The organism is Stenomitos rutilans, from assembly GCF_059505485.1.
In genome coordinates this window covers 18366-43472 of sequence record NZ_JCACKR010000108.1, presented here as the reverse complement: position 1 = coordinate 43472, position 25107 = coordinate 18366, and the positions used below count along the sequence as shown (strand labels likewise).

At 49.7% G+C, this 25107-nt stretch carries 23 protein-coding genes; 9 read left to right on the top strand and 14 right to left on the bottom strand.

All coding sequences use genetic code 11. The annotated features are described in order from the left end of the window. Nucleotides 1-330: 330 nt before the first annotated feature. From AC5JLP_RS21660 to cobT, 4 genes are all read left to right on the top strand, one after another. The gene (locus AC5JLP_RS21660; RefSeq protein WP_496070031.1) at nucleotides 331-702 is read left to right on the top strand and encodes a hypothetical protein; all 372 of its coding nucleotides are present in this window, start codon (nucleotides 331-333) and stop codon (nucleotides 700-702) included. A gap of 83 nt (nucleotides 703-785) precedes the next feature. After that, nucleotides 786-1277 (top strand): universal stress protein, encoded by a 492-nt coding sequence (locus AC5JLP_RS21655; protein WP_496070030.1) that lies wholly within the window; start codon nucleotides 786-788, stop codon nucleotides 1275-1277. Nucleotides 1278-1456: 179 nt separating this feature from the next. Next, nucleotides 1457-2302 (top strand): DUF2232 domain-containing protein, encoded by an 846-nt coding sequence (locus AC5JLP_RS21650; protein WP_496070029.1) that lies wholly within the window; start codon nucleotides 1457-1459, stop codon nucleotides 2300-2302. Then, on the top strand, nucleotides 2295-3509 hold the full coding sequence (gene cobT / locus AC5JLP_RS21645; RefSeq protein WP_496070028.1) for a nicotinate mononucleotide-dependent phosphoribosyltransferase CobT: 1215 nt from the start codon (nucleotides 2295-2297) through the stop codon (nucleotides 3507-3509). Before AC5JLP_RS21650 ends, cobT begins: the two co-directional genes overlap by 8 nt. Before the next feature lie 85 nt (nucleotides 3510-3594). Here cobT and AC5JLP_RS21640 read toward each other — a convergent pair whose 3' ends face one another. Then, entirely contained in the window at nucleotides 3595-3969 is a 375-nt protein-coding gene (locus AC5JLP_RS21640) for a hypothetical protein (RefSeq protein WP_496070027.1), read from the bottom strand. Nucleotides 3970-4444: 475 nt separating this feature from the next. Here AC5JLP_RS21640 and AC5JLP_RS21635 point away from each other — a divergent pair, with 475 nt between their 5' ends. Together AC5JLP_RS21635 and AC5JLP_RS21630 are read left to right on the top strand one after the other, a co-directional pair. After that, nucleotides 4445-5095 carry a phycobiliprotein lyase gene (locus AC5JLP_RS21635; protein ID WP_496070026.1) on the top strand — a complete coding sequence of 217 codons (651 nt, stop codon included), beginning with the start codon at nucleotides 4445-4447 and terminating at the stop codon, nucleotides 5093-5095. A 4-nt stretch (nucleotides 5096-5099) separates the two neighbouring features. Further along, the gene (locus tag AC5JLP_RS21630) at nucleotides 5100-6314 is read left to right on the top strand and encodes an extracellular solute-binding protein (protein ID WP_496070025.1); all 1215 of its coding nucleotides are present in this window, start codon (nucleotides 5100-5102) and stop codon (nucleotides 6312-6314) included. Here the strand turns inward: AC5JLP_RS21630 and AC5JLP_RS21625 are convergent. The 6 genes from AC5JLP_RS21625 to AC5JLP_RS21600 form a co-directional block, all read right to left on the bottom strand. Next, nucleotides 6256-7062, bottom strand: coding sequence for a hypothetical protein (locus AC5JLP_RS21625; RefSeq protein ID WP_496070024.1), 807 nt, complete (start codon nucleotides 7060-7062; stop codon nucleotides 6256-6258). The genes AC5JLP_RS21630 and AC5JLP_RS21625 overlap by 59 nt on opposite strands. After that, nucleotides 7013-7516 carry a late competence development ComFB family protein gene (locus AC5JLP_RS21620; RefSeq protein WP_496070023.1) on the bottom strand — a complete coding sequence of 168 codons (504 nt, stop codon included), beginning with the start codon at nucleotides 7514-7516 and terminating at the stop codon, nucleotides 7013-7015. Before AC5JLP_RS21620 ends, AC5JLP_RS21625 begins: the two co-directional genes overlap by 50 nt. 428 nt (nucleotides 7517-7944) lie before the next feature. Further along, nucleotides 7945-8532: a cytochrome b gene (locus tag AC5JLP_RS21615; RefSeq protein WP_496070022.1), complete on the bottom strand. Its 588-nt coding sequence runs from the start codon at nucleotides 8530-8532 to the stop codon at nucleotides 7945-7947. A 159-nt stretch (nucleotides 8533-8691) separates the two neighbouring features. After that, nucleotides 8692-9777 carry a trypsin-like peptidase domain-containing protein gene (locus AC5JLP_RS21610; RefSeq protein ID WP_496070021.1) on the bottom strand — a complete coding sequence of 362 codons (1086 nt, stop codon included), beginning with the start codon at nucleotides 9775-9777 and terminating at the stop codon, nucleotides 8692-8694. A gap of 613 nt (nucleotides 9778-10390) precedes the next feature. Then, complete coding sequence (locus AC5JLP_RS21605; protein ID WP_496070020.1) at nucleotides 10391-10933, bottom strand: FHA domain-containing protein; 543 nt, start codon at nucleotides 10931-10933, stop codon at nucleotides 10391-10393. Nucleotides 10934-11654: 721 nt separating this feature from the next. After that, nucleotides 11655-12854, bottom strand: coding sequence for a P-loop NTPase family protein (locus AC5JLP_RS21600; RefSeq protein ID WP_496070019.1), 1200 nt, complete (start codon nucleotides 12852-12854; stop codon nucleotides 11655-11657). A 186-nt stretch (nucleotides 12855-13040) separates the two neighbouring features. Between AC5JLP_RS21600 and AC5JLP_RS21595 the strand changes: the two genes are divergently transcribed. After that, the gene (locus AC5JLP_RS21595) at nucleotides 13041-15884 is read left to right on the top strand and encodes a cation-translocating P-type ATPase (RefSeq protein ID WP_496070018.1); all 2844 of its coding nucleotides are present in this window, start codon (nucleotides 13041-13043) and stop codon (nucleotides 15882-15884) included. A gap of 80 nt (nucleotides 15885-15964) precedes the next feature. Continuing rightward, complete coding sequence (locus tag AC5JLP_RS21590; RefSeq protein WP_496070017.1) at nucleotides 15965-17176, top strand: DNA replication/repair protein RecF; 1212 nt, start codon at nucleotides 15965-15967, stop codon at nucleotides 17174-17176. Nucleotides 17177-17340: 164 nt separating this feature from the next. Here the strand turns inward: AC5JLP_RS21590 and AC5JLP_RS21585 are convergent, their stop codons facing one another. Further along, entirely contained in the window at nucleotides 17341-17679 is a 339-nt protein-coding gene (locus tag AC5JLP_RS21585) for a hypothetical protein (protein ID WP_496070016.1), read from the bottom strand. Between the two features lie 322 nt (nucleotides 17680-18001). Then, the gene (locus AC5JLP_RS21580) at nucleotides 18002-18391 is read right to left on the bottom strand and encodes a hypothetical protein (RefSeq protein WP_496070015.1); all 390 of its coding nucleotides are present in this window, start codon (nucleotides 18389-18391) and stop codon (nucleotides 18002-18004) included. Between the two features lie 466 nt (nucleotides 18392-18857). Here AC5JLP_RS21580 and AC5JLP_RS21575 point away from each other — a divergent pair, with 466 nt between their 5' ends. Further along, on the top strand, nucleotides 18858-19469 hold the full coding sequence (locus tag AC5JLP_RS21575) for a cyclic nucleotide-binding domain-containing protein (protein ID WP_496070014.1): 612 nt from the start codon (nucleotides 18858-18860) through the stop codon (nucleotides 19467-19469). Between the two features lie 32 nt (nucleotides 19470-19501). Here the strand turns inward: AC5JLP_RS21575 and AC5JLP_RS21570 are convergent, their stop codons facing one another. The 5 genes from AC5JLP_RS21570 to AC5JLP_RS21550 form a co-directional block, all read right to left on the bottom strand. Beyond that, nucleotides 19502-19882: a hypothetical protein gene (locus AC5JLP_RS21570; RefSeq protein WP_496070013.1), complete on the bottom strand. Its 381-nt coding sequence runs from the start codon at nucleotides 19880-19882 to the stop codon at nucleotides 19502-19504. A gap of 585 nt (nucleotides 19883-20467) precedes the next feature. Next, a complete protein-coding gene (locus AC5JLP_RS21565) occupies nucleotides 20468-21523 on the bottom strand; it encodes a glycosyltransferase family 2 protein (protein WP_496070012.1) in 1056 nt (351 codons plus the stop codon). 39 nt (nucleotides 21524-21562) lie between these two features. Then, a complete protein-coding gene (locus AC5JLP_RS21560) occupies nucleotides 21563-22495 on the bottom strand; it encodes a glycosyltransferase family 2 protein (protein ID WP_496070011.1) in 933 nt (310 codons plus the stop codon). Between the two features lie 67 nt (nucleotides 22496-22562). Further along, nucleotides 22563-23627, bottom strand: coding sequence for a glycosyltransferase family 2 protein (locus tag AC5JLP_RS21555; RefSeq protein ID WP_496070010.1), 1065 nt, complete (start codon nucleotides 23625-23627; stop codon nucleotides 22563-22565). 89 nt (nucleotides 23628-23716) lie between these two features. Then, the gene (locus AC5JLP_RS21550; protein WP_496070009.1) at nucleotides 23717-25078 is read right to left on the bottom strand and encodes an oligosaccharide flippase family protein; all 1362 of its coding nucleotides are present in this window, start codon (nucleotides 25076-25078) and stop codon (nucleotides 23717-23719) included. Nucleotides 25079-25107 lie beyond the last annotated feature (29 nt).

Sequence of the window (25107 nt, the reverse complement as noted above, 5' to 3'; positions counted from 1 at the left end):
GCTGACTAGCAAATATTGGCAGTAGTCCAGCCGTGTCACGGTGTCTTTCATACCTAGGACTTACGCACTTGCCCCCAAACCCCCAATGCTGGGGGCTTTAATTGGTTCTATTCCCCCAGCATTGGGGGCTAGGGGGCAAAGGTGACCGCTTTTGCGTAAGTCCTATTAATCCGCAATCCTTAGGTTATGGCTTGAAATCAGCTACCCTGCATGTTCGTGTAAATCTTGAGTTTTTTGTAGTTTTTCCTGGACTGACTTCTATTTGCGTTACACATAATGAACGTGAGGCAAACCAGACTGTCTGCCCACTGCACCCACTTCTATGAACTAATGTTTGATTTCAGCAATCTGCTTGAGTTTTCCCATCACTACTGTGTGGCAATCTGTGCCGCTTTAGTACCGGCTAACGTACTGGCAACACTGTGCGCGATCGTGCTGGTTGGGTTAAAGCGTCCGGTCGTTCAGGTTTGGCAGGCATCAGGGTTAGGCAGCGTCTTTGCCCTTTTGATGGTGCTCCATGTATTGACCTGGTTTATCATCGGCGTTGTGATGCTACCGACGTTTGTCCTGTTGCTATTAGGAGCATCTTGCCTCAGCATCAACCTATGGGCCGTGCTACATCCTGGCAGTATGCGGAAGTTGCTGGTAAATCTCAGTCGTCGTGTGCAAGTGCTGCGAGCGAGTGCTGCATCCCTTTCCTAAGCCTGGGACTGCTTGGTTCTGGACCATTCGCTTTGCAGCGAACGCTCGTAAGATGGATCTGTTGGGTGAATGGAGCAAAGCGCATGAGTTTTTACAAGATTGTAGTCGCTCTCGATGACTCCACCTTGAGCAAGGCTGTCTTTGCGCAGGCTCTTGCACTGGCCCAGAGTACCTCAGCAAGTTTGTTATTGTTTAGCGGTGTGAGCGATGCGGTGCTTGTGCAACCGCCCAACTTACCCGCCGAGGTTGGTTTGCTTGCACCCGATACAATGAGTGGCACCTATCTGGCACAGCAGCCGAGCCTTGAAGCTCATAAAGAGGCTGTGAAGGCGTTGCTTCAGCAATACAGTGAAACCGCTCGTCAAGCAGGAGTGCACTTTGAGACAACGCTGGAAGTCGGCGATATTGAAGCCCTGCTGTGTGTAACCGCTCAAGCTTGGGGCGCAGACTTGATTGTAGTTGGGCGACGAGGGCGCAAGGGTCTTTCAGAAGCCTTGCTGGGTAGCGTAAGTAACTATGCCGTGCATAATGCTCACTGTTCTGTTTTGGTGGTTCAGGGTGAAGCAGCCCCTTGAGTCTGGCATGGGTTACAAGACTGTGCGATCGACTATGAGCCATAGCCTACCAACCTACTGCTTCTCATAAACTTGCTCTCAAACCTCTGCTTTTGATTCGATGCGTGGAGGGTTTAGAACGAGAATACAACGCTCTATTCTTTTCTCGATGTTTCCTTTGCCCCCGTTCTTAAGACTACATGACTGATTCTTCTGAAGCCAATCCATCTGAAGTTAATCCAACGAAACGTGCTGACGATGCCTCTGATGCGGCTAATCTTGGGAAGGAGACGATTTCAGACGAGGCATCCTGGTTAGAAGTTGAGGCGGTGCTGGAACGACCCTATAAAGCAGTAAACGATCGTGACCCCTTGGAGGAACATCGTTTAGGCCAACCTCATGCTCATGGCTTACCGCGCACGCTTGATCCATCAGTGCCGCTGATTATGGTGGAAACTGCATTTTTAGCGAGCGCTGCCAGCCTGGTCTTTTTGGTGAACTACTACTTTCCGATCGGCCCCTTATTGCGACTCTTTTTCTCGATCCCGATCGCGCTGCTTTATCTACGCTGGGGCAGTCGTTCATCCTGGATGGGTGCGTTGATTTCTGGTTTGCTGCTGAGTGTGCTGATGGGGCCAGCGCGTAGCATTCTTTTTGTGATGCCCTACGGTTTAATGGGTGTGCTGTTTGGCGTACTTTGGCGGCGAGGCGCTCAATGGGGTGTTTCGATCGCGATTGGTAGCCTGTTGGGATCACTTGGGTTTTTCTTTCGCATCTGGCTCGTTTCGCTGCTGCTAGGCGATGATCTTTGGCTGTATGCTACCACCCAGACGACAGATTTGCTGGAGTGGCTATTTATCAAGCTGGGTTTTTTAGCTCAGCCCAGTTTAGAGCTAGTACAGGCCGCGATCGTCGGCATGATTATTTTGAACAATATTGTGTATGTCTTTGTGGTCCACCTTGTAGCGTGGCTACTGCTTGATCGTCTGGGAAATCCCATTCCTCAACCGCCTCAGTGGGTTCAAGTGCTCATGGACTATGAGTAGGGAGTTGGAAGTCGGGAGGCGGGAGGCGGAGCGGCTGGTAGGACAACTGCCATTGAACCGAGTCTATAACCAGGTAGAACAGGGAACGCAATGGTTACAGCGGCGTCGGGGCCAGCGACCGCATTTTGCTTGCATCTTGGGCTTTACAGAAACAGGGTTGGTGCCAGGAATCTCGGCAGCGGGCGCAACGCCTATAGATCGCCAGTACACCGCGCTCGCGGATGCCGAGTTTTTGCATAATGGCCCACAAGCTTCTCCAACCTATCCGTTGCCGCCACTGGATGTGGGCGCATCACCCGTTTTCATTGCGCGCGCGATCGTAGCTGGGCAGCAGATGCCACTCTCGCTGTTCAATGCGGGGTTGCCGATTTTGCCAACGGTGCCAGCGATCAATCTGAGAGGGACTCCAGCCAGGTGTTTGAGTTCTGGTCACGCCATGACGTTAGCCACCGTAGAGCATTTACTGCAACAGGGCTTACGATGGGGCGAAATGCTCGGAGCGACAACGGATTTTCTGATCCTGGGTGAATGTGTGGTGGGTGGGACGACGACAGCGCTGGGCGTTTTGACAGGCTTAGGCTTTGCAGCAACAGGCAAAGTCAACAGTAGCCACGCGGCCTGCAACCATCGCCAAAAATGGGCACTTGTAGAAAAAGGCTTACAACGATCCGGGGTGTGGAAAGCCAGATCACATCCTTTCTTGCCAAGCGCCTCGCTTTCCCAACCGTCCCCTCTCGAAATTGTGGCGGCGGTAGGCGATCCGATGCAGATCGTAGTGGCGGGCATGGCGATCGCGGCCAGCCGATCCTGCGGTGTGTTACTGGCTGGCGGTACCCAAATGCTAGCGGTCTATGCGCTGCTGCGGGCGATCGCACAAGCGCACAACCTTATATGGCAACCTGAGCAAATTGCCGTTGGCACAACTCGCTGGGTCGCAGATGATGCGACTGGCGACACGGTGGGCTTAGCAAACCTGGTGGGTGATGTGCCGCTGATTGCGACGCAGCTTAATTTTGCGACATCACGCTATCAACAGCTCCGGGCGTATGAGCAAGGCTTTGTCAAAGAAGGAGTTGGTGCGGGCGGTTGTGCGATCGCGGCACATCTATACCAGAACTGGGGGCAAGCGCAACTTGTAGCCGCGATCGACACGCTGGTAGAGCGCCACCAGCAAATCAGCCAACCATCCCCCCAACGGCCAAACTAGCTGTAACAGCCACCTGCAGTTGCCTCACCACAACCCCACACCCGGCCTCTAAGGACTGTGCTTAGCCAAGCAATCACCGCTGAAACTAGCTGTGAATCCGTCTCGAAAGCAATTGCTCTTCTAGAGCTGCAATGCGGTTGTAAGCAGCCGTTAGTTGCGCCGTCAGACGCTGTACTTGCACCTCAGGTGCAAGCTGCCTTTCGCCACTATGAGCCACTGCATCCACTCCGCTATAATCGGCTAAAACATCCTTGTGTTCCATACTGGCATCCAGACCGGCATAGGTTTGATAGGAGCGATAGCTGTTGGTTGGTTCGCTGTCAGAGCGTTGCAGTTGATCCGCTCCAAACTTGCATTCAGTTGCCACATCCGACAATTGAGTGCTTAGTTGCTCAATGAGTTGATACAGCGCATCAACCTTTGTACTCATGATATTAATCTGCTGTTGCAGGGTATCCATTCAGTGCCCCAATTTGACCTGGTCTTCTGAAGTCATTCTAAGTAGTTAATTGCTCATACGGGGGGTTACTCCTGAATCATTTAAGCTTTGAGCACAACAGTTGGAGTGCAGAATAGGCTGCGTTTAATCGTGATTAAACGTTCTAAAAATACGATTTGATCAAGCGCTAAATGGCTTAGGCCCTACGCCTTTCAATGTGTTTGACCAAGAAATGACCAATCGCTGCAAGCAGTCTCGAATCAATTTTGTCTCCGTATCGACAAGCTCTAAGCATTGCCTAGACCGAGAGCAAATGGTTCTTGACGGACCACGTTTCTGTGCTGCCACTCATGGAGGCTTGCTATAGTTGGTACAATGCGTCGATCAATCAATAATTTGGTTAGAAAATGAGTTGCGATCCCCATAAAGTTTCTCGCAGATTTTAGTTGAAAGGCGCTTAAAGAAAGAATCCATTCAGTTAGGTTTTCCATCAGAAATGCTCACCATTCAAGATTTTTTTACAACCTGTACAGGGCTTTGGACAACGGAGAGAACCTACCATTCCACTCTTCGCAGTGATGTGGAGCGATCCTACACAGAGTTTCGCGTTGCTCTACTGACTGCTGACGAAAAACAACAGACCTTGCGATCGCAACCATCTGCCACCATCCAGGCATTGTCGCTTGATGCCGCGAAATTAGCAGACGACACAACCCTGTGCCCTGGCTTTGCGATCGCGTTTGAAACCCGCTCTGAAACTGGTGAGCAGGTTTCGATGAGTTTAAAGGCGCTCTTTGTCCCCGATCATGACACTACAACTCCGCAGCCCGTCGAATTGCCACCACCCCCACTAGCAGCTCAAGTGCTTGACGAGCCGATAGGAGACCTCATTCAGGGCTTTTATCTGCGCGATAAAGGGTATTCTGAAACAGGTGCGATCGCGGGACGGTTTACCTATCAACCCACACGCCAAACGCTAGAGATGACCACTTACTATCGGCAATCGGTGGCGGTTGATCAAATGCGGCTGCTTGCGCCTGATTTGCGTCTCCGCACGATCGTGACCTATCAGCGTCCCGAAGCCAACGAGCCACCCACTGTAATCGATCTCGTTGGCTTTGGGGTTGAGCGCAAGCAATCTGCATAATGCCATGACCCGTTTCATGCCGCCGTCCCCCTCTCTGTGCAGTCGCCGTTCGTTTTTAACGGGCGCGATCAGTGTTACGCTGAGCCAGTTCGTCATGGGTTGCTCTGGTCAAAAGGCCCAAACGTTGAGCCTTCAGGTGCTAAATGGTTCGATTCCACCGCAAATTGTGGGGGCATTCCACAAGCACTTGAGGGAGTCATCGTCGTCTGGGTCTCTGAGCCTTGCGATCGAACCGCAGTTGCAACCACTCTTCGAGAAGCTGCAGACCTGGAAGCGACAAGGCCAAGCCGAAGCGCCTGCGTCTGGGGCCTTCGGTTGGATCCCCTTCCTTGGCAAGCGCTCTCATCCAGCAGCAGACCTGGTAACGTTGGGCGATTACTGGCTAGACAAAGCCATTCAGCAAGGGCTGATCCAGCCGTTGGATCCCAAGCAACTACCGGGCTGGGAGGCACTACCGCGAGCATGGAAGACGCTGGTGACGAAGCGTGACTCGGTAGCTTCTGCGGCCAAAGTTTGGGGAGCACCTTATCGTTGGGGTAGCACTGTGATTGCCTATCGCCAAGACATCTTCAAAGAGAAAGGGTTAAAACCGCCAACTGACTGGGCTGATTTGTGGCGATCGGACTTAAAAGGGCATATCTCCTTGCTGAATCAGCCCCGTGAAGTTATTGGTCTGACTCTCAAAAAGCTAGGGCAATCTTACAACACTCCCCACCCAGAAGCGGTGCCTCAACTCAAAGCGGCATTAACAGCACTAAACCAGCAGGCCAAGCTGTATAGCTCTAATGCCTATCTACAGCCGCTGCTGCTCGGTGAAACGTGGGTCGCCGTTGGGTGGTCAACAGATATTCTGCCGTTGGTGCAGCGCAGCCCAACTATTGCTGCCGTTGTGCCGAAGGCTGGTACCGCACTGTGGGCCGATCTTTGGGTACGCCCAGCTGTAGCTGCCCCTGCTTTATCCACCCTCGCTGCAGATTGGATTAGCTTTTGCTGGAGACCCGAAATTGCCAGCCAGCTATCCCTACTCAGCCGCGCAGCGTCTCCTGCGGTGTTGGAAACCTCGATCGCGGACTTGCCGCCAGCACTCCGCCAGAATACAGTACTGCTGCCAGACGCGGCGATTCGAGAAAAGAGTGAATTTCTGCAATCGCTCGATCGTGCTACGGCTGACCAGTATCAAGCCCTTTGGCTCCACCTGCGCCAGGGAGCAACTGGTTAGTACCACCCCTTAAGCCTGCTTTGCCGGAAGAGTCGAGCAAAATGTTACAGGCAATAGAGTTTTCAGGCTGAACTGATGCAGTCTCTGAAAGACTTGTATTAAGGGGATCAGTTTCGCTCAGACGCGCGGTGATCTGACGGCGTTGCAAGCTATCAATGTTGATCGCACTAAAGTCGCAGGTAGAGGCACCTAACAATGTGGCCTGCCCGTCAAACACCCGCACGTTATAGCCATAATCACGACCTGCTTCCCCAAAGGTGTGAATGAATGCATAGCGATCGAGATAGTCCAGCAAGCTCCAAGACTGACGATTAACGACGAGATCCACGCGACCGGGTTGATCTCCACTGTTGGGATATGCCAACCAATTCTCTAGCAAATTGCCGCCATAGGTATCTTCGTTGGCAATTTGTTCCTGAAGCCACCAGAGGCTTGGAATACTCAGTTGCGTCAGAGAGATGCGGGTTGCCGTCACGACGAAAGCAGGCGCACTATTGGGTTGCAGTGCTTTTACATCCAAAGGGGCTAGATTGGGCTGGAGATCAGTTTTAGCGGGTGCTAGAACGGGATCTACCGCGATCGCAGGGGTGTGCATCACCGCTATTGCCCCCAAGCTCATGACCCATGCCAGCGCTATGCTGGAGGCATACGGCATCCAATGATCAAACCGCTTAACCTGTGCGATGATCGACCACGATCTACAAATAGTAACGGCTGTCTTGCCACTCGTTGCGTTGTGCTGCTGCATTGCCTCGTTTACGCCAGGTAACTTCTCCACGAGCTGTACGGATCAGGGCATTTTCTACCGCATCCACCAGAGTACGCCAGGAAAGCTCCTCTTGCCCTAACAACTCCTTCAGTTCTTCCAGTACAAGCTGCGACTCTTGCTCAGTTCCAATTTTCAGCGGCACCATCGCCCGGAGCGGGTCACGCTGCACGGCGGCAATCGCCTGACGCACGGCTGAGACAATCTGGCTATCTAGCTCTCTGCGTGCACGGGCACCTTGCTGCTCCCACCCTTTTTCACTCGTGGCATAAAGGGCAGGTAAGCGATTCAACGCATACGCAATGACTTCAGGTTTATTCACGTACCGACTCACTTTAGCAGGCAGCTTTTGAAACTGCCGTTCCACCTCTTCAACCACTAGCGACTCCATGACATTACGGTAAGTTTGAGCCGGATTGTGTTGCGTAGTACTCATGACGATTTTCAGGAATGAAAGGGTTGAACATGCTTCTAAAAGTACTCAAGATGCATTCAGTGATTTTTCAGCGTTCTGAAGCGAGGTGACGATCGATCAATTCAATATAGCCAATCAGTATACCGCAATTTCCACAGAGGCGCAGACCTGGCAAAGCCGTGTATTTCCCTATACAAGGCGATGCTCCAAGTAATTTGATGCTTTTGCTCCGAAACTAAGGGTTTTCAGTAGACTTCCTGCATGAATCAGATTTTGCCCCCCCATCCCCCCAAATTTGGGGGGCATCAGTTTTAGCTTCCCCCAAACTTGGGGGACGGGAGGGGGCTTTTAAGTATTCGCGCAGGAGGTCTAGTGCTTCTGCCTAAGTTTTGCTGTGAAAGTACGCATGCCAAAAGATGCCTTGTGCCTTTCTTTAAAAGAAATTAACCTTAGCTCACTGTTTTTGCAATCGTCTTGTAAGAGCGACGCAGGAAAGCACGCAAGTATTTTCGCTGATCCAGGCCATGCAACAGAATGAACGCCAGGAAGGTATAGCTCAACCAAAAGTGGGCACTACGCCCCAGTTCTGCCAGGGCTTTATCGGCACCGATCAACGGCGGCATCACAAGATTGGTACCGAAAATGACGATATCTTTTGCGTTGGCGTTGGAGAATAGGTAGCCACTTAACGGCACCAGCAGCATGAATGTATAGAGGGCTGCGTGTAGGGCCGTCATGCGCCACCAGTGCGGTGTTGTTTTGGGCAAGCGGCGACGATACTTATGCAACACAACCACTAAAAGCACTGAGATTCTGGCTAAAAGCAAACTCATCACGAGAACACCCAGCGTCTTATGGATCGTGTAGAGAGAGCCACGATAGGTCACCTCTCTGGGCAGGTCAGCCATGTAAATGCCGCCGATAAACAGCATGAGGTAAACTGCTGCCATCAGCCAGTGCAAAAACCACAAGCGCTGAGCCATGCTCTTTTTGCCCCTGGGTGCTTTCGTTTGCTTTTGGGGTTGAGCGACTGCCATGCTTTAAACCGTCCTTACGCTAAGTGCCTTTTCCCTGGATTTAATGACGCACCGTTTAGTTCCCTCAAAAAGACGAGCCGTCGTCAGCGATCGGCTTTCTCTGAAGACCGATCGCTGATGACGTTCTTAACCCAGTCGCCTTAATTCGAGACTGAGTGTTTAAGAGGGAAATGCGCCGGGATTGACTGTTAGGGTCAGGGACCGACCGCCGCGATCAATCTGAATCGGCAAATTGGCACCAATTTTGCTGGCTTCAATCACCTGCTGTACATCGTCTGCTGTTTTGACCGATCGCCCGTTCACCGCTTGAATTACGTCCCCAGCTTTGAGTCCGGCGCTGGCAGCAGGCGAACGGCGAGCAATGCCAACCACCACTACACCCTGATTGGCTTTAACATTTACCCCTAAATCAGCGTCCTGGTTTAAGGCGTCCTTGGTCGCCGTTGTCAGGTTGGTCATTTGCACCCCAATATAAGGATGATCGACTTTACCCGTGGCAATCAACTGGTTAGCCACTCGCTGGGCTTGATTAATGGGGATGGCAAAACCAAGTCCTTGAGCACCACCAATGATGGCAGTATTCATGCCAATCACTTGTCCCTGCCGATTTAGCAAGGGGCCACCAGAGTTACCAGGATTAATGGCTGCATCCGTCTGAATAAAGCTGACGCGCTTGTCAGGGGCACCAACCACGCCGCTCGATCGCCCAGTGCCGCTGATGATGCCAGCCGTTACGGTGTTATCTAGCCCTAGCGGGTTGCCGATCGCGATCGCCCATTCCCCTGGCTTGATCTGCTCAGAGTTTCCAATCGGCGCGGTCGGCAAATTGGTTCCCTGGATTTTCACCACAGCGACATCCGTTAGTTCATCTTTGCCCAGCACTTTGCCTGTAAATTCGCGCCCGTCTTTAAGCGTGACGGTAACGCTGGTGGCACCATCAACCACGTGAGCATTGGTCAGCACCAAACCATCTGCTTTAACGATGAATCCAGACCCTGTTCCTCGCACCATACGCTCATTGGACTGGGGCGATCGTCGCACCGTTCGAGAGGAATCAATCCGCACAACAGCAGGACCCGTTTTGTCGGCTACGGCTGAAATGAAGGTTTCATCGGTACCAGACACCGGAGCAGCGGGTGCTTGCGCGATTGGCCCTGAGGCAGCGGGTGCTTGCGATGGCTGTGATGGCACCGCATTAGTCGGCACAAACTGTGTGCCCACCAACAGCCCACCAAGAGCACCCATAGATAATAACGACACGGACTTAAGCGATATGCGCGCAAAAGGTTGAGACATTGTAGGTTTCCTTAAAGAAAATAAGTCGTTTTAGGGCTACCCCGGTGCTGGTTCCAAGCATCCCGTTGCTGGACACAGCCTGCTAAGGCAAAGCTGCCAGCACAAGGAAACCATCACACCACGATGCCACAGCCAGTAATGGCAGCGATCGCAAACCCCAGATATGCTCAAGAAGCAAATGTTAAACCAGATCTGTGATTCAAAGTCGGCGCAGGAAGCCTGACAGCCGCAAATCAAACAGGGCGATTATCCGCTTACGCTGTGAGAGAAAGCGTTAGCTGCTAGCAATGGGCCAACAGCTAACGACTGATCGCTTCAGTTGTGTAACCGTCTCGCAAACTGAGTTTGGGTTCTAAAGTTGCTGTATCCAACTCTCCAAACTCATGCTCTTAGTGTGACGGGTGAATATGACAGAAACATGTCAGCAGTCGCCTCACTCAAAAACTCAATAGCAAAAGCCAGTCATCAGAAGGTGTTTAACCTGTTGACGACTGGCTTCTGACTTTCAACGTTTTACCTTAGAGGAGGCTTTCTACACCGCTCTCATCAATCTAGAACTGGGTTAGACCTGAGTGTCTTGATGGGCAGGCCGAGGGTTGCTGTAACCGGAGATGAAGAACTCCATGCGAGTATGGCTTAACTCAACCAAATCGCCATCGTTGAGAAAGCGTTGCTCTAAAGCAGCCAAACGGCGACAGTTGACAAACGTGCCATTGCTGCTGCCCACATCCATAATGTAGAATCCTCGATCGGGGCAATGCCCAATCACCGCGTGGCAGCGAGAAATCGATGAACTGTGGATTGAAATCGCGCAGTTGGTGCTACGACCAATGAGCCAACTTGTGCCCACCGCCGTCACATGAGTTGCACGATCGTCCGGTAAATTTGTGGTTAAAAAAGCAGTGCGCCCAGTTGTCACTGCCTGAATATAAAAAGAGCTAATTTCACAGCGGCTAGAAGCACTTAGAACAGGTTCAATAATGGTTGCGACTTGGCTCAGGTTAGGGCCGCAATCTTCAAGTAAGCACTGAGAAAGTAAAGGATTCTTCTCTAAAAAGTTGAGTGTACGTCGATCAGTGTCGCTAGAGGGCTTCAGATTCAACATGATTCCTATTTTGGAAAGACAACTTCTTTGCATTACGGTTAAATTTGGGCTATCAAACCCTAGAACCCTGATCAGTCTCGTACAGGTTACTGAAGATGCTGTGTTGGTAAGTAATCCCCCTTAAGGGTGACGAAAGTAATTATGTAGACTAAACAACATTGCAAAAGAGGATGACAACCGTGAGGGAAGGCAACTTGTTAGAGCCTTTACACAGCCCTCTAAGATGCATGCTTTTGTTAAGTACTTATTAAATTTTCTTTCGAGCGGCTTAAATATTCACTTTTTTGTAAAGTTTTGGTGAATGCCCTCAGGTACGGGCTTTTAACCGTTGCTCTTGATAATAAGGTGTCTAATGGTAACGAGGTAGTGACGATCGTACCGACCTTAAAGCGTTATCCAGTCTGTAGATTCTTGTAGAAAAAAGCGTCATTTACTTCATCTACTGCGGTTTTGGCTGGCATACAACACTCTTGCGGCTTTAAAACTTGCAAGAAAAACTAAAAGTACTACAGTACCTTTATGGACTTGTCTTTAAGCCTGCATAGCCGTGACTAAAGCACTACAGTGCATTTACGGACTCATTCTTTCTGAGTAGGACTTGCGCACACTTAGAGGTTTGAACCAGGAATCAAGCATCCTAGCCAGTGTCATCGCTTAAACCTCAGAGGTTTTAGTCAAACGCGTAAGCCTGCTGAGAAAAAATTGATATTGAAACCGTCTTTTAAGCAAGATGGTACTTCAACCAGAACGCCAGTAGCGGCATGGTAATGCGGTAACCATAATCTGGCCCATACACAAGACCTTTCTGCTCCAAACTTGCTAAAGCCCCTTGCAGCCCTCCGCCTCTAGAGAGTTGATGCTTCTGGATATAATCTCGCGAATGAGGGCTGTCTGTTGGGTCAAGCGCGAGGCTTTCAAGTACCCGTACCTGGCTGGGTGGTAGCAGCAAAATGAGTGACTCAAAGGTCAAGGACAGATCTTCCACAAGGGCCAACGTGCTGCGATAAACATGGTGAGGATAGATCATGTGGGCCTTGAGTGGTTGCTTTTGAGCGTCCAGGGAAGCATTAGGGTTTGAGAGAGTAGAGCCATTGCGTCTGGGCAAGGATGACTCATGCTCGGTGCTATTTATCAGTAGTCGTGCCTCTTCAAACGCTCGATGGTCTAACCAAAGCCGTCTGGCGAGGGCGATCGCATCGCCAACATGACCCTGTACATACGTTAAAAATAACTCCAGGGACTGACAGTCCGGATCAAACTGAAGTCCCTCAGCAGCTAAAGCCGTAACAAGCCACGGACGCAGTTCTGCATCTTCAAGCGGCCCCAACACAATGACTTTTACGTCGCTATCTTGTACCCAACTTTCCGCCACTGTCGCAATGAGCGCATAGCTAACCTGGGTTTGCTGCTGAATCTCCTGGCGTAAGTAGCTTTGCCACTTCTCTGAGCGATCCCAGGAGCGAATGTGAGAAAAGTTTAGAAAGACCATCACCACTCGGCAATTAAGCCATTCCGCCATAACCTGTGGCAGTGCCAGCAAACTTTGGAACAATACCCATTCGTTTTTTGGGGTAGGGTGCCAGACCAACCGCGCTTGTCCACTAGATGTGATGTCCAAAATGATGGGCTGCTCCTGACTCCACTGCTGCATGAGTGCTAGCTCAGTGGGTGACTCAAAAGCAGCAACGATGCCTTCCGTGAGCAGTTGGAGAAAGCGATTGCTATCAGTCGCACGCAAGCAGTCAATTTCAATGGCCCTGGCTCCAACACTACGAGCGGCATGACGTAGCAGTGTACGACGGCCACTACCAGGGACGCCTGCCAACAGTAAATCGCCATCGTCAGCAAGGATCTGGCTGACCTGCTTTAGCGCGGCTTGTCTACCAATAAGCTGTTGCGGTTTAAACGGATTCACAACCATTGTGAGAGAGAACTAACGTGCAAGCTAGTAAGGGCTAAGTGCGGGTCAGCCAGACTTAATATTGGTCTGGATTTGCACTATTTAGATTTACACTATTTAATAGTGCCAAATATGCACTTTAGACACTATGATCAGGTGCTATAGGTGTTATAACACTCCTTACGCCCCTTCCTACTAAGATTCACCATGCTTGTAAATTCGTCTGCACCCGACACCGCGTCGCTCTGGCATACATTTGATACGCATCAAACGTTAGAGCAGTTTCAGACCGATCGCCAGGCAGGCTTAACGACACAGCAAGTCGCTGACCACTTGGAGCGCTATGGCCCGAATGAATTAGTGGAAACGGGAGGGCGCAGTGCCTGGGAGATCCTGCTAGACCAATTCACCAACATCATGCTGCTCTTGCTGATTGCAGTGGCACTGATCTCTGGCGGGTTAGATTTCTTTGACTGGCGGGCTGGAAAGCTCGATCCGGGTGAGATTCCCTTTAAAGACACGATCGCCATTTTTGCGATCGTCATCCTGAACGGACTGTTGGGCTACTTCCAGGAGAGTAAGGCAGAAAAAGATCTGGCAGCCCTAAAGAAGCTGGCCTCGTCGCGAGTGCGTGTGATTCGAGACGGCAAGACGATCGAAATCGACTCAAAAGACCTGGTTCCGGGTGATGTCATGCTCCTAGAGGCAGGGGTGCAAGTGGCTGCTGATGGTCGTCTGCTAGATGCCGCAAATCTTCAAATTCGGGAGTCTGCGCTGACCGGTGAAGCGCAAGCTGTGAACAAGCGGGTCGACGCAGAATTGCCACCCGATACCCCTCTGGGCGATCGAGTCAATCTGGTCTATCAGGGAACCGAAGTGCTGCAAGGGCGGGCCACCGTTGTGGTTACAGGTACAGGCATGCAGACCGAGTTGGGCCGTATTGCCACATTGCTGCAATCCGTTGAAACAGAAGCAACCCCGTTGCAAAAGCGCATGGCGCTCTTGAGCAAAGTGCTGGTTTCGGGTGCGTTGGCGCTAGTCGCGCTGGTGGTTATCGGTGGCATCATTCACCTGGGGTTAGAGAGTTGGAAAGAATTGCTGGAAGTGTCGCTCAGTATGGCGGTCGCGATCGTTCCTGAAGGACTCCCCGCCGTCATTACCGTCACCCTGGCCCTGGGAACGCAGCGCATGGTGAAACGGAATGCGCTCATTCGCAAACTGCCTGCCGTTGAAACGCTTGGCTCGGTGACCACGATCTGTTCTGACAAAACGGGCACGCTGACGCAGAACAAAATGGTGGTGCAGTTGCTTCACACCAGCAGCACCTCCCTACGTGTGATGGGTGAAGGCTACACCCCGATCGGTGAGTTTGTGCCTGTTGCGGCCCAAACCAGCGATGCACCTGTCAATCCTCAAGAGCAGCCAGAATTACTCAATCTCTTGACGGCTTGCACGATCTGTAACGATGCTGTGTTGCAGCAGGATGGAGGGCAGTGGATTATTCTGGGTGACCCCACCGAAGGCGCATTGCTCACCCTATCGGCAAAAGCTGGCTTTGAGAAAGACCAGTGGTTGAGCAAGTTGCCTCGCGTCGCGGAGTTTCCCTTTTCCTCAGAACGCAAGCGGATGAGCGTGATTGCAGAGGTAATGGATACAGACCCAACGTTGATGGGTAGCGCTTCACACTACATGATGTTTACCAAAGGGTCGCCTGAACTGATTCTAGAACGCTGCACTCAGATTCAAGTGGGTGATGCAGGACAGCCCATTACCGATGAGCAACGCCGTCAAGTGCTTGACCAAAACAATCAAATGGCAGGACGGGGCTTGCGCGTGTTGGGCTTTGCGTGTAAGCCCCTAACCGCAATTCCCGCTGAAGGTTCTGACGAAACGACAGAGCGTGAACTGGTGTGGCTTGGCCTGGTGGCAATGCTAGATGCACCGCGCCCCGAAGTTCGGGATGCCGTTGCACGCTGTCGATCGGCGGGTATTCGGCCCATCATGATTACGGGCGACCACCAGCTAACAGCACAAGCCGTCGCCGAAGATTTGGGGATTGCGAAACCCGGCGATCGTGCCCTTAGCGGACGTGAATTAGAACAACTTAGTCTGGAAGAGTTGGCCCGCCAAGTGGAAGATGTCAGCGTTTATGCCCGTGTAGCACCCGAACACAAGCTACGCATTGTGCAGGTGCTACAGCAGAAGAAGCACATCGTTGCGATGACGGGCGATGGCGTTAATGATGCTCCTGCCCTAAAGCAAGCCGATATTGGGATTGCAATGGGGATTACGGGTACAGACGTGAGCAAAGATGCCAGCGACATGGTGCTGCTAGACGACAACTTTGCCACGATCGTAGCGGCGACTGAAGAGGGCCGTGTAGTTTACACCAACATCCGTCGCTTTATCAAGTACATTCTGGGTAGTAACATCGGCGAGCTTTTAACCATTGGGGCCGCTCCGTTGATCGGCTTAGGCGGCGTGCCACTATCACCCCTGCAAATTCTGTGGATGAACCTGGTGACCGATGGATTACCAGCTTTGGCACTCGCGGTCGAACCTGCAGAACCGGATGTCATGAAGCGTCCGCCCCATGATCCAGGTGAAAGTATCTTTGCGCGTGGTTTAGGTGCATACATGATTCGGATTGGGATCGTGCTAGCCATTCTGGCGATCGGTCTGATGTCCTGGTCTTACGGCTACGCTCATGCAAACCTCACAACCGAAGATCCAAATGGCGATCGCTGGAAAACAATGGTTTTCACCACCCTCTGTATTGCTCAGATGGGCCATGCGCTAGCCATTCGCTCTAATTCACGTCTCACGATCGAGCTTAATCCGTTTCAGAACCCCTTTCTTTTGGCAGCAGTGTTTCTGACTTCGCTGTTACAGCTAGCATTGGTCTATGTTCCATTCATGCGTAGCTTCTTCAACACTCACTTCCTGAGTGCCTCTGAACTGGGTGTGTGCTTGGGGGTTAGTGCCCTCATGTTTGTCTGGGTAGAGTTAGAAAAGCTGGTGTATCGGTGGTACGCCAAGACGAGGAAGTAAAAGTTTTGAGTTTTGAGTTTTGAGTTTTGAATGTCACCCTAACTCAAAACTTAAAACTCGTAACTCATAACTCCATTCCCATGTATCTGAAAACACTCCATCTCCGACAATTTCGCAATTATCTCGATCAGGCAGTGGAGTTGAATGCGCCCAAGACCATTCTGTTGGGCAACAATGCTCAGGGCAAGTCTAACCTTCTAGAAGCTGTTGAGCTACTGTCAACGCTACGATCGCACCGTACCGCCCGCGATCGTGACTTAATCTACACAGGCAAGACCAGCGCTCAAGTCGCAGCCCAACTCGATCGCGACATTGGCCCGATCGACCTTTCCTTTACGCTGCGGCTCAACAGCCGACGTACCGTTGCCATTAACCGCGAAACAGTGCGACGACAGCTTGATTTTCTAGGCATTCTGAACATGGTGCAGTTCTCCAGCCTGGATCTCGACCTGGTACGTGGCGGCCCAGAACAGCGGCGAAATTGGGTTGATGCGCTGCTCATTCAGCTAGAACCTGTCTATGCCCACATTTTGCAGCAGTACAATCAGGTGTTGCGGCAACGGAATGCGTTGTTGAAGCGGAGGCAGGAGGCAGGGGGCAGAGGACAGAAGGCAGAAGAGCCGAAACCGTTTGATCAAAATCTCGAACTCGAAACTCTACCCCACTCCCCACTCCCCACTCCCCACTCCCCACCCTCTCATGACGAACTCGCCCTCTGGGATGCCCAGCTTGCAGCAACAGGTACACGAGTCATCCGGCGGCGGGCGCGAGTGTTACAGCGACTGGCTCCTCTGGCGCAGCGCTGGCACCATGCCATTAGCGGCAGTACAGAAGAGTTAGCCATTAACTATGCTCCCAATGTGGCGTTAGCGAAAGACGAACCAGAGTTGGTGAAGCAAGCGTTTTTGGCGAAAATTCAGGAGCGGGCGATCGCCGAGCAATACCAGAACACAACGCTCGTAGGCCCCCATCGCGATGATGTTGACTTTACAATCAATCAGACTTCTGCACGCCAGTACGGTTCTCAAGGGCAGCAGCGTACTCTAGTGCTGGCGCTCAAACTGGCCGAACTGAAACTGATTGAAGATGTGATTGGGGAACCACCCCTCCTCTTGCTGGATGATGTGCTAGCAGAACTTGATCTCAATCGTCAGAACCAATTGCTTGAGACCATTCAAGACCGCTACCAGACTCTCATCACAACCACGCATTTAGGGTCTTTTGACGCTCAATGGCTCTATTCATCGCAGATTTTTTCAGTCAAGCAAGGGCAACTAATAGCGGGAGCCTAAGCTTCGCTGGATGACCCAGATCAGAGGTTTTTGCAGTTCCTTTAAGCAACAAAAGAGACAGAATAGAGAAGAAAATGTCCTCTCAATCCTGTCTCCCGATGTTTTTGGCGTGCTCTGGTGCCTTCGTAGTGGCATTTCAACCTGCAAAAACCCTTTAAGCAGCTTTATTTGTAGGTGTAGGAACCAAGCTCACACAAATTGATTTGACGTTCATCGAGTTTAGACCCATCGGCAAACACACCCAAAATGTCGTAGGTACATGTGGTGCGGCCATCGGCGATCGTCACAGTGCCAGCTTCTCCAGGGCTGACAGATTCGCTGAGCAGGTTTTCGCCCCAGTTGGCGTCTGCTGAAGCTTCAACATAAAACTCGACTAAGGGGCTGTTGCTGCTGTTTTTGAGTGTAAAAGCGAGATCTTCTGCTAGAGCGCTCTGACCGAGCATGGACACGACAGGTAGTGCTAGGGCTGTAGCAAGCAGGACTTTAGGCAAGGAAAGGTTCATCACTTAAGACTCCTTGTGGGTGATCAGAGCGCAGAGTTAACACTACGGCTCTATCTACCAGTTAAGTAATGTTTGACACTAACAGCCTCGCTATTTGTACGGTGTCATCAAAAAATTATTAGAGGCAAACTTCCGCAAATTGCAGCTTGACGTGTCAGAAGTTGGGGGGATTTTACAGCGGTTGTTGGTTGGGTAAGCCACATTCTGATAGCCATAAAGCGACCATCAAAAGCCAGGAACTAGCTGCTTCTGCACGCCCTACTGTCAAAGCACTGATTGCCTCCCAGCAAGACACTCAACGGGTGAATGCTTTGCGCTTGGCTTACCGATTGTGGCGTTTTACCATCGACTCGCGCAACTTGGTTTTCATGGATGAAACGGGCCGCCATCTGGGCATGACTCGCTTGTATGGTCGTGCCCCCTCGGTGAACGCTTGTCTGACACTGAGGCTCCTGGCAAGGGGGGCAAGCCGATCTCGTTGCTTGGTGGCATGCGTCTTGTTGGGCTGATTGCGAACAGGAGTCTTGGTGGCAGCATCCATACTGACGTGTGCTTGTTCGACATCCAGGAGCTTCTGCCGCCACTGTGGGTAGGGGTGACCGTGCTGAGGGCTATACTCTGCCAGTGCATTATGCTGAGGTCGTGCAAGCGGCCATTGAATCAGTGGGAGCCAAGGTTGTGTTTTAGCCGCCTTATGCCCCCAACTTGTCACCGCTTAAACTCTGTTGGTCAAAACTCAAGCAGCTACTGCGTTCAGCAAAGGCTCGAACGCACGAAGCACTCGACCAAGCTTTAACCAGGACTATCAACGAGTGTCTTTCTGCTAACGATGCCCTTGGTTGGTTCAATCACTCTGGCTTATGCATTTGATCACCGCTTTAAATGCGATCACCCTCTCTCCCATTGGTTAAGTTGAGATTATGAAAACCCAGCAACACCAACTCGCAATTCTTGATCAATTGCAAATTCCTCATTAGTGCGATCGCTCCTCTTGCTAATTTGAATTGAGCGTTACCAAGCTGTTAATCGCGATCGCGGCATTACAAGTTGATGAAGCGAATGGTTGAAAGATCTTGATAGGTCGCAAAGGCTGTCTATCATCGTTCAAATAAGGCAGGTTAAGGTAAAAGGGCTTGTAGTCTGCCTTCTATGAGTGAAACGGTTTATGTTGAAACCAGTTGCTGAATTGGAGCTACAGAAGCTTCAAGGGCAAACTGCATCTACCGATCGCGGTAGCTAACGACAGTGATCCGGTTCTGGTGACGGAAACACTGCTCAACTCGGCTTATATGGAACCGAGGGTACTGCATAACCCATCGCCCAAAGTGATTTTCAAGGGCTTTGCAGATACTTCGATGGAGTTTGAGCTGTGGGCATGGGTGGCTCAAATGGATGAGGGCATTGAGGTAGTGAGTTCCCTAAATTTCATCATTGAATATAACCTGCGCCAGATGGGACTTGAAGCACCCCTAACTGACGAAGTAACTGACAAAAGCGTTGGTCAGACACCTTCTATCCGGGATGCTTTACGACAACTGCTTCACCTCAGCGACTGCTCTGATCTGGAACTGCGGAAGGTCATTGAAATAGGCTACCGCAAGATCCTAGCCAAAGCGGATGTGCTATTCAACGAGGGGACAATGGATAGCGACTTTTATTTGATTTTGTCGGGTTCGATTGAAACCACCGTTAATCAACTGAATCAAACCATTAAGGTGTATCACGCAGGGGAGATGCTGGTTCTAGTACCCTACCACTCTAGCAAAGCGTCGATGGAAGACTCTCTTTGAAGTTAACCATCTTTGAAGTTGAAAGGCAAATGCTATAGCTCTGTAGCCAGGATTTGAGAACGGCTTTGCATCGCCTTCGCCATGCAGTAGTCACCGCTTTCCAACGGTAGACTGAAGGCATGAAAAAACTGTTTAAGTGTGCGACGATCGACACCCATTTCACACCCAACAATCTTGGAAACGGTGCGCGGACTTAGAAGTGCTCGATCGCCAAGTAGCCCATAAGTATGCCATTCTCCGTACTGGTTTTGCAGCACCTTCGTCTCCAGTAACTTTTTCCAACCGTGTTCGGTCAATACCACACCACGCTGACGCGATCGCCGTACTCCCATTCGCTTCACTATCAGTTGAGCGGAAGTGACTGACGGCGAAAGAGACATTGCGTCGGGAAAGTCAACTTGCTGTTGATTCATGAACATTGCCTCGCTATTGTTTAGAGCTTGAGAACGAACTGATGCAACTGATCATTAACTTGATCAGTTGGTCAAGCTACTCAGCAATGTAGTGAAAATCCAATTTTCTGTCACTAAGAGGAAGATAGGTTGCGAACTCGACGATAGTAGTGGCATCGGTCGTATCTCAGTCATGGATGATACTGGCAAATTTCCCAAAGCCTCATGAACTCTGTATGCAAGTGCTTTGTGCCGGTTGCCAAGAGGAAATAGTTCGAGTCTCCCTGTGAGCAGCTATCTGAGCTATACCTAACTTGTCCTGCTGTTCGCAGAGTGTCTTTGAAGGCGCAACAGCCTAAGATGTAGTGCCAGCGAAGCTATGCCGTCTGCAAAAGGAATGACAATTAATTGTTGAAAGGGAAAGTAACGATTCGCGAGCTTTTGGCATTTATTCATTTAAACTTACCTGACTGCACAATTGTGTCTTTCTGAGCTTAAAATGCTTGTCAAGTAAGCATTTTGGCTCCTAAGCAGATTTGACACTAAAAGTTTAAATGGGGCAATAGACGTTTAATGGACAGCCTTTTGTCTTTACCCTTTCCTTTTTCAACTCACTAACGCACGCAAACGCTTGAGCGTCTGCCCTACAAATTTGGGACGAAACTGGGGGGCAAAAAGCCATACAATTGCTGGCTCCGCTAATACACGCGGCATTAAACCCACCCAAACAAACCATAGGGTAAAAATAGTGCGCTTGGGCAGGTTGAAATCTGAATATCGCCACAGGGCGCGAATCCCGTAAAAACTCAGCACCAGCGAACGATCGGACGGCACAAGATGATGCTCTGGGTCGAGTTTGAGAGAGGCTAACCGCGACCAGGCTCGTCCAAAAAAGCGCAAGTTCAAATCTTCGGGCACCGTATAGCCTAGAGCGGTTGCTTTGCGAGTGAGCAGTTCGCACCGCTGCAAATCGTGCTGCACAAACCGACGAAAGCGATCGCTGCTTACCGTCACCAGCGCCCACTGATTGTTGGTGTGCAGTCGGTAAGCAGCTAATGGTTCGCTAATCGCAACGACTTCGCCATAGAGCGGAATCAGCACTGATAAATAATCATCAGCGACCGATCGATACTCATCCGGTATGGGAGTCACTTGGGCCAAAGCATGACGGCTGATCGCATTGCCACTGGTTGGCACACCGCGATAGCTGCCAATTTGCAACAGCCTTCGCCACACTTCGCCACTGGCTAAAGAAGAACCGCCCTGCGGGTAGGAAAAGCCTCGCGGTTGTCGATCGGCATCCACGACATCCAGACGATAATGCACTTTGGCAATGTCTGGTTTCCAGGCCGCGACGACGCACTCCACGGCGTTAGGCAGCAGGTAATCATCGGCATCTAAAAAGATAATAATGTCGCCGTTACTGTGGGCAAAGCCATTGTTAAAAGCGGCTCCTTGCCTGCCATTAGGTTGAAAAAGGGGAAGAATACGATCACCGTACTCAGCAATTACACCACACGAGTTATCCGTCGAGCCATCATCCACCACAATCACTTCGATGTGTGGGTACGTTTGGTTTAACGCGCTGTCGATCGCCTCTTTGAGAAAGCGATCGTAGTTGTAATTGTTAACAATAATACTGACGAGCAAATTACGGTTCATAAACGCCCCTTTTGTAGACAGTACTCAGTGAAGACGGCACTACACAGCCAAAATGTCTTTGAATGGATCTTTGTAAACGTAATACCGCACTACAGACTTGACAAAAATTTTCAAGCTCTCTAATCTGCTCGTTTGCTGAAACCCATACTTTAAGTACAGCGCATTCAGCAGGTTTCGCTCTAGGGTAGACTGCGCTATTGGTTCAACTGCAAGATTGTGAGCTTCTTGCACAATAGCGCTGCCATAACGCTTTATCAAATAAATGAAGACTGCTTGTGTGCCACGGTTATGTCTGGGTGCAAAATTAATTTTTCTGTAGGTACGTTCAAATTCGGTAAAAACACAGAGCGGCGTTGGCTCAAAAACAATTTTTTCCTGAATTTTCAATGTTCTAAACAACTCCTGGTGCCAGGAATGCTCTACTTGAGCACCAACCTGTAAATCAGAAGAAATTGTTTGCGTACTCCAAAACAAACCACCGTTCGAGATCCCCTCGCAAAAAAAGAGACGGGCATACAATTGTTCTGGAGTGTAAACTCCCTGAGCAAACCATTTGCCTCTGGTTGTGGCATTCATAGGCATTGATTCGCCGTTCTTCTCCAGTCGCTTTTCCTGATTACGCAGCAAAATACTGACCTGATTTCTGTTAAGAGAGTCAATATTTTCTTCAATGAACTCAGGAAACAAATAGTTGTCGTCCTCAAGGACAAAGGCATAAGTTCCGTCAACATATGCTTCAGGACAAAAAGCAAAGTCGATATTTTTTGAGCGCCCCAAATTAGTGGGATGAGGTTTATAGAGTATACGGCTATCTTGCAAGTCTTCAACAACCGATCGACCTTCTTGATCAGGAGAATCATCGTACACTAGTGCACACCAGTTTCGGTAGGTTTGCGACTGGAGGCTATTCAGTGCACGCTTCAGCAAGTCAGGACGCTTATAAGTTGGCACTCTAACTTCACACAACTGCATTTCCGCCCTCCTAAAATCTATGCTTGCTTGAGAGTATGATGAACCGATCTATGCCTGACATTTGAAATCAAGCCTGTGCTTCTAGCTTCCAAATTCGACGCACGGTATAAAAAAGCTTTTTCATCCAGGGTTTTCTACTGCCTGAAAAGATCAGATTATTTGACAGTGAAAGCGCCATCGATCGAGGGACAAAAAACATCATGGTAAACCAACTAGTCAGAAAAATTTTCTGATACGCATAGCCTTCAGGGTCAGTTAGGCACGTTATCACGCCATTACAGCAAAGGAGAAAAAGATGATCACTAAAGGGATGCTTTTCAGGTTCCAGTTTGAGAGAGACCATGCGACCAACAAGAAATCTAATGTCCCGATTTTCAAGGGTTTTTGAATTAAGCTTTGCAATCTCTCGTCGCTTTTCATGCAGCTTCGCAGTGTTAATTAAATTGCGTCTAAATTCAATCATGTCAATTTGATTGTAAGCGGAGGCATTATTACCGTGCTTTCTGAGTAATCCTCCTGGTTGCTCCAACGAATAAATTGAACCTAGTAGAGCAATCAAATGATTAAGATAAATATCAGGCGAGACGCGATACGGCGCTTCAGGAATCGGCATGAGTGCTTTTAATACCTGAGTTGAAAAGGCGTTGCCACTGGATGTAGGCCAGTAGTAGTTTGGAAACTTCAAAACCTGAGATCTGATATCTCCATTGGGTAACTTGCAATGTTTTGCTGGCATGACATCGCCTGTAGGCTGACCACTGCCATCCACAACCTGCAAGCGATACTGCACTTTTGCTGCTGTGGGATGAGCCTGAAAGACCTCAACAACTTGCTGAACAATGTGAGGCATGAGAGCATCATCACTATCTAGAAAGATAATAATTTCGCCTTTAGCAATGGCAAAACCTCTATTCCATGCTGAAGCTTGACCACCATTTTCCTTCAGGATTGGAATGATGCGATCGCCAAACGTAGCAATAATATCGCGCGAATGATCTTTTGAGCCATCATCAACAACGATGACCTCAATGTGAGCATAGGTCTGCATTAAAACGCTCTCAATTGCTTCAGAGAGAAAGTGAGCATAGTTGTAGCTGCTGATAATAACGCTAACGAATGGATTAAGCTGCATACTAGAGTTCCTCTGAAGATTACTTTTCAACTTAGGGTGGACTAATCTGAAGCATAAGTATTGTTCTTTTTGTAAGCAATACTGTTTATCTAACTAGCTTCAGAAACAAGCATCTTCCACCGCTTCGACATGTAATAGCTATAAATCAATAATGTTATCAAAACAGTAATTGCAGTAGCCAAGCTAACACCAGCAGGGCCAATCCAACGACCTAAAAGGATGGAAGCGGCGAGATTGAAAATACTTGAAGGTGGGCCAATAAAGGCTTGTATCTTAATTTCTCCTATCCCATTCATAAAAATATTAAAGCTACTCATAATTCCATATAGGACTGTTGTCGTAGACATACTGATGAGTAAGTCCAGTTCAGGTGATATTTCTTTGGTAGTCAGAAACCTGATGAACTGTTGACCAAAAATAACCATAAATAGGCTAGTTGTAATGCTCCAGGCTAAACCAAGCAAAACAGAATGCTTAAACGTTTTCGTCACCCATTTGAACTCTCGCCTGGAAAATGCCTCTGTATAGGCTGACCAAAATGGAAAGACTAGCGTTCCCTGAATCGTACTAATAAGACTAAAGAGCTTCAGTGCAACGCCATATCTGGCAACATCAACAGCACCAAAAAGCTGCGCTACAACCAATAAATCTGTTTGTAGCAAGATGATGACTGTAATTTGACCCAACCAGAATTGAAACCCAACCTTTAATAAAGACCATGCCTGATCCCATTTGAAGTGGGTAAAACTTGGTCTCAACCACGGACGACTCCAGAAATATAAATGTATTCCAGCCGCCACATTACCCAGCAGCGGTGTAGCAAAAACAGCAAGTGCTAAAGTCGGCAGATTAGCGTGCTGGCTCACAGCAGTAATTAAAGCAATCAGAGACGCGATCGTTGATAGAGCTGCCCAAATATTAGATAAGTATCCTTCCTGATAGGCCGAATAAATATCTAAAGGGGCTGCCAATATCAGTTGAGCTAGAAAGATTGCCGCAACCACCACCATTGCAGAACTAGCGTCTTCTTTAGCAAGAGGAGAAGAAACGTTAAAGACCTTTGACCAATCAATTTGAGGATGAAGAAACCAAAAGAGCAGTCCTACAAGTGCAACAATGACAAGGATGAGACCAAAGACGCTTGAAACTGCTGTTTTTGCCTTCTCCCTGTCGCCCTGCCCGTGAGCAGTTGCTAAGATATTTCTCAAACTGTTTGCTAAACCAAAATCTGCCAGAATCACCCAGGCTAAAAAGCTGTTTAGGATTAGCCACATGCCATATCTTTCTGCTCCCAGATATTTAGAAGTTAAGGGTACTGAAATGAGGGCGATCGCCATTCTTAGCCCTCTAATCAATAGCCCGGATGTTCCGGTTAGCCCTGCTTTCATTAAACGGCTTTGCCCACGATTAGAAGGCTTGAGTTTTAGAAAAATTTTCTTGAGAGGCATCATAGTTAAGACTTAAAATTCCTGAACTGGCT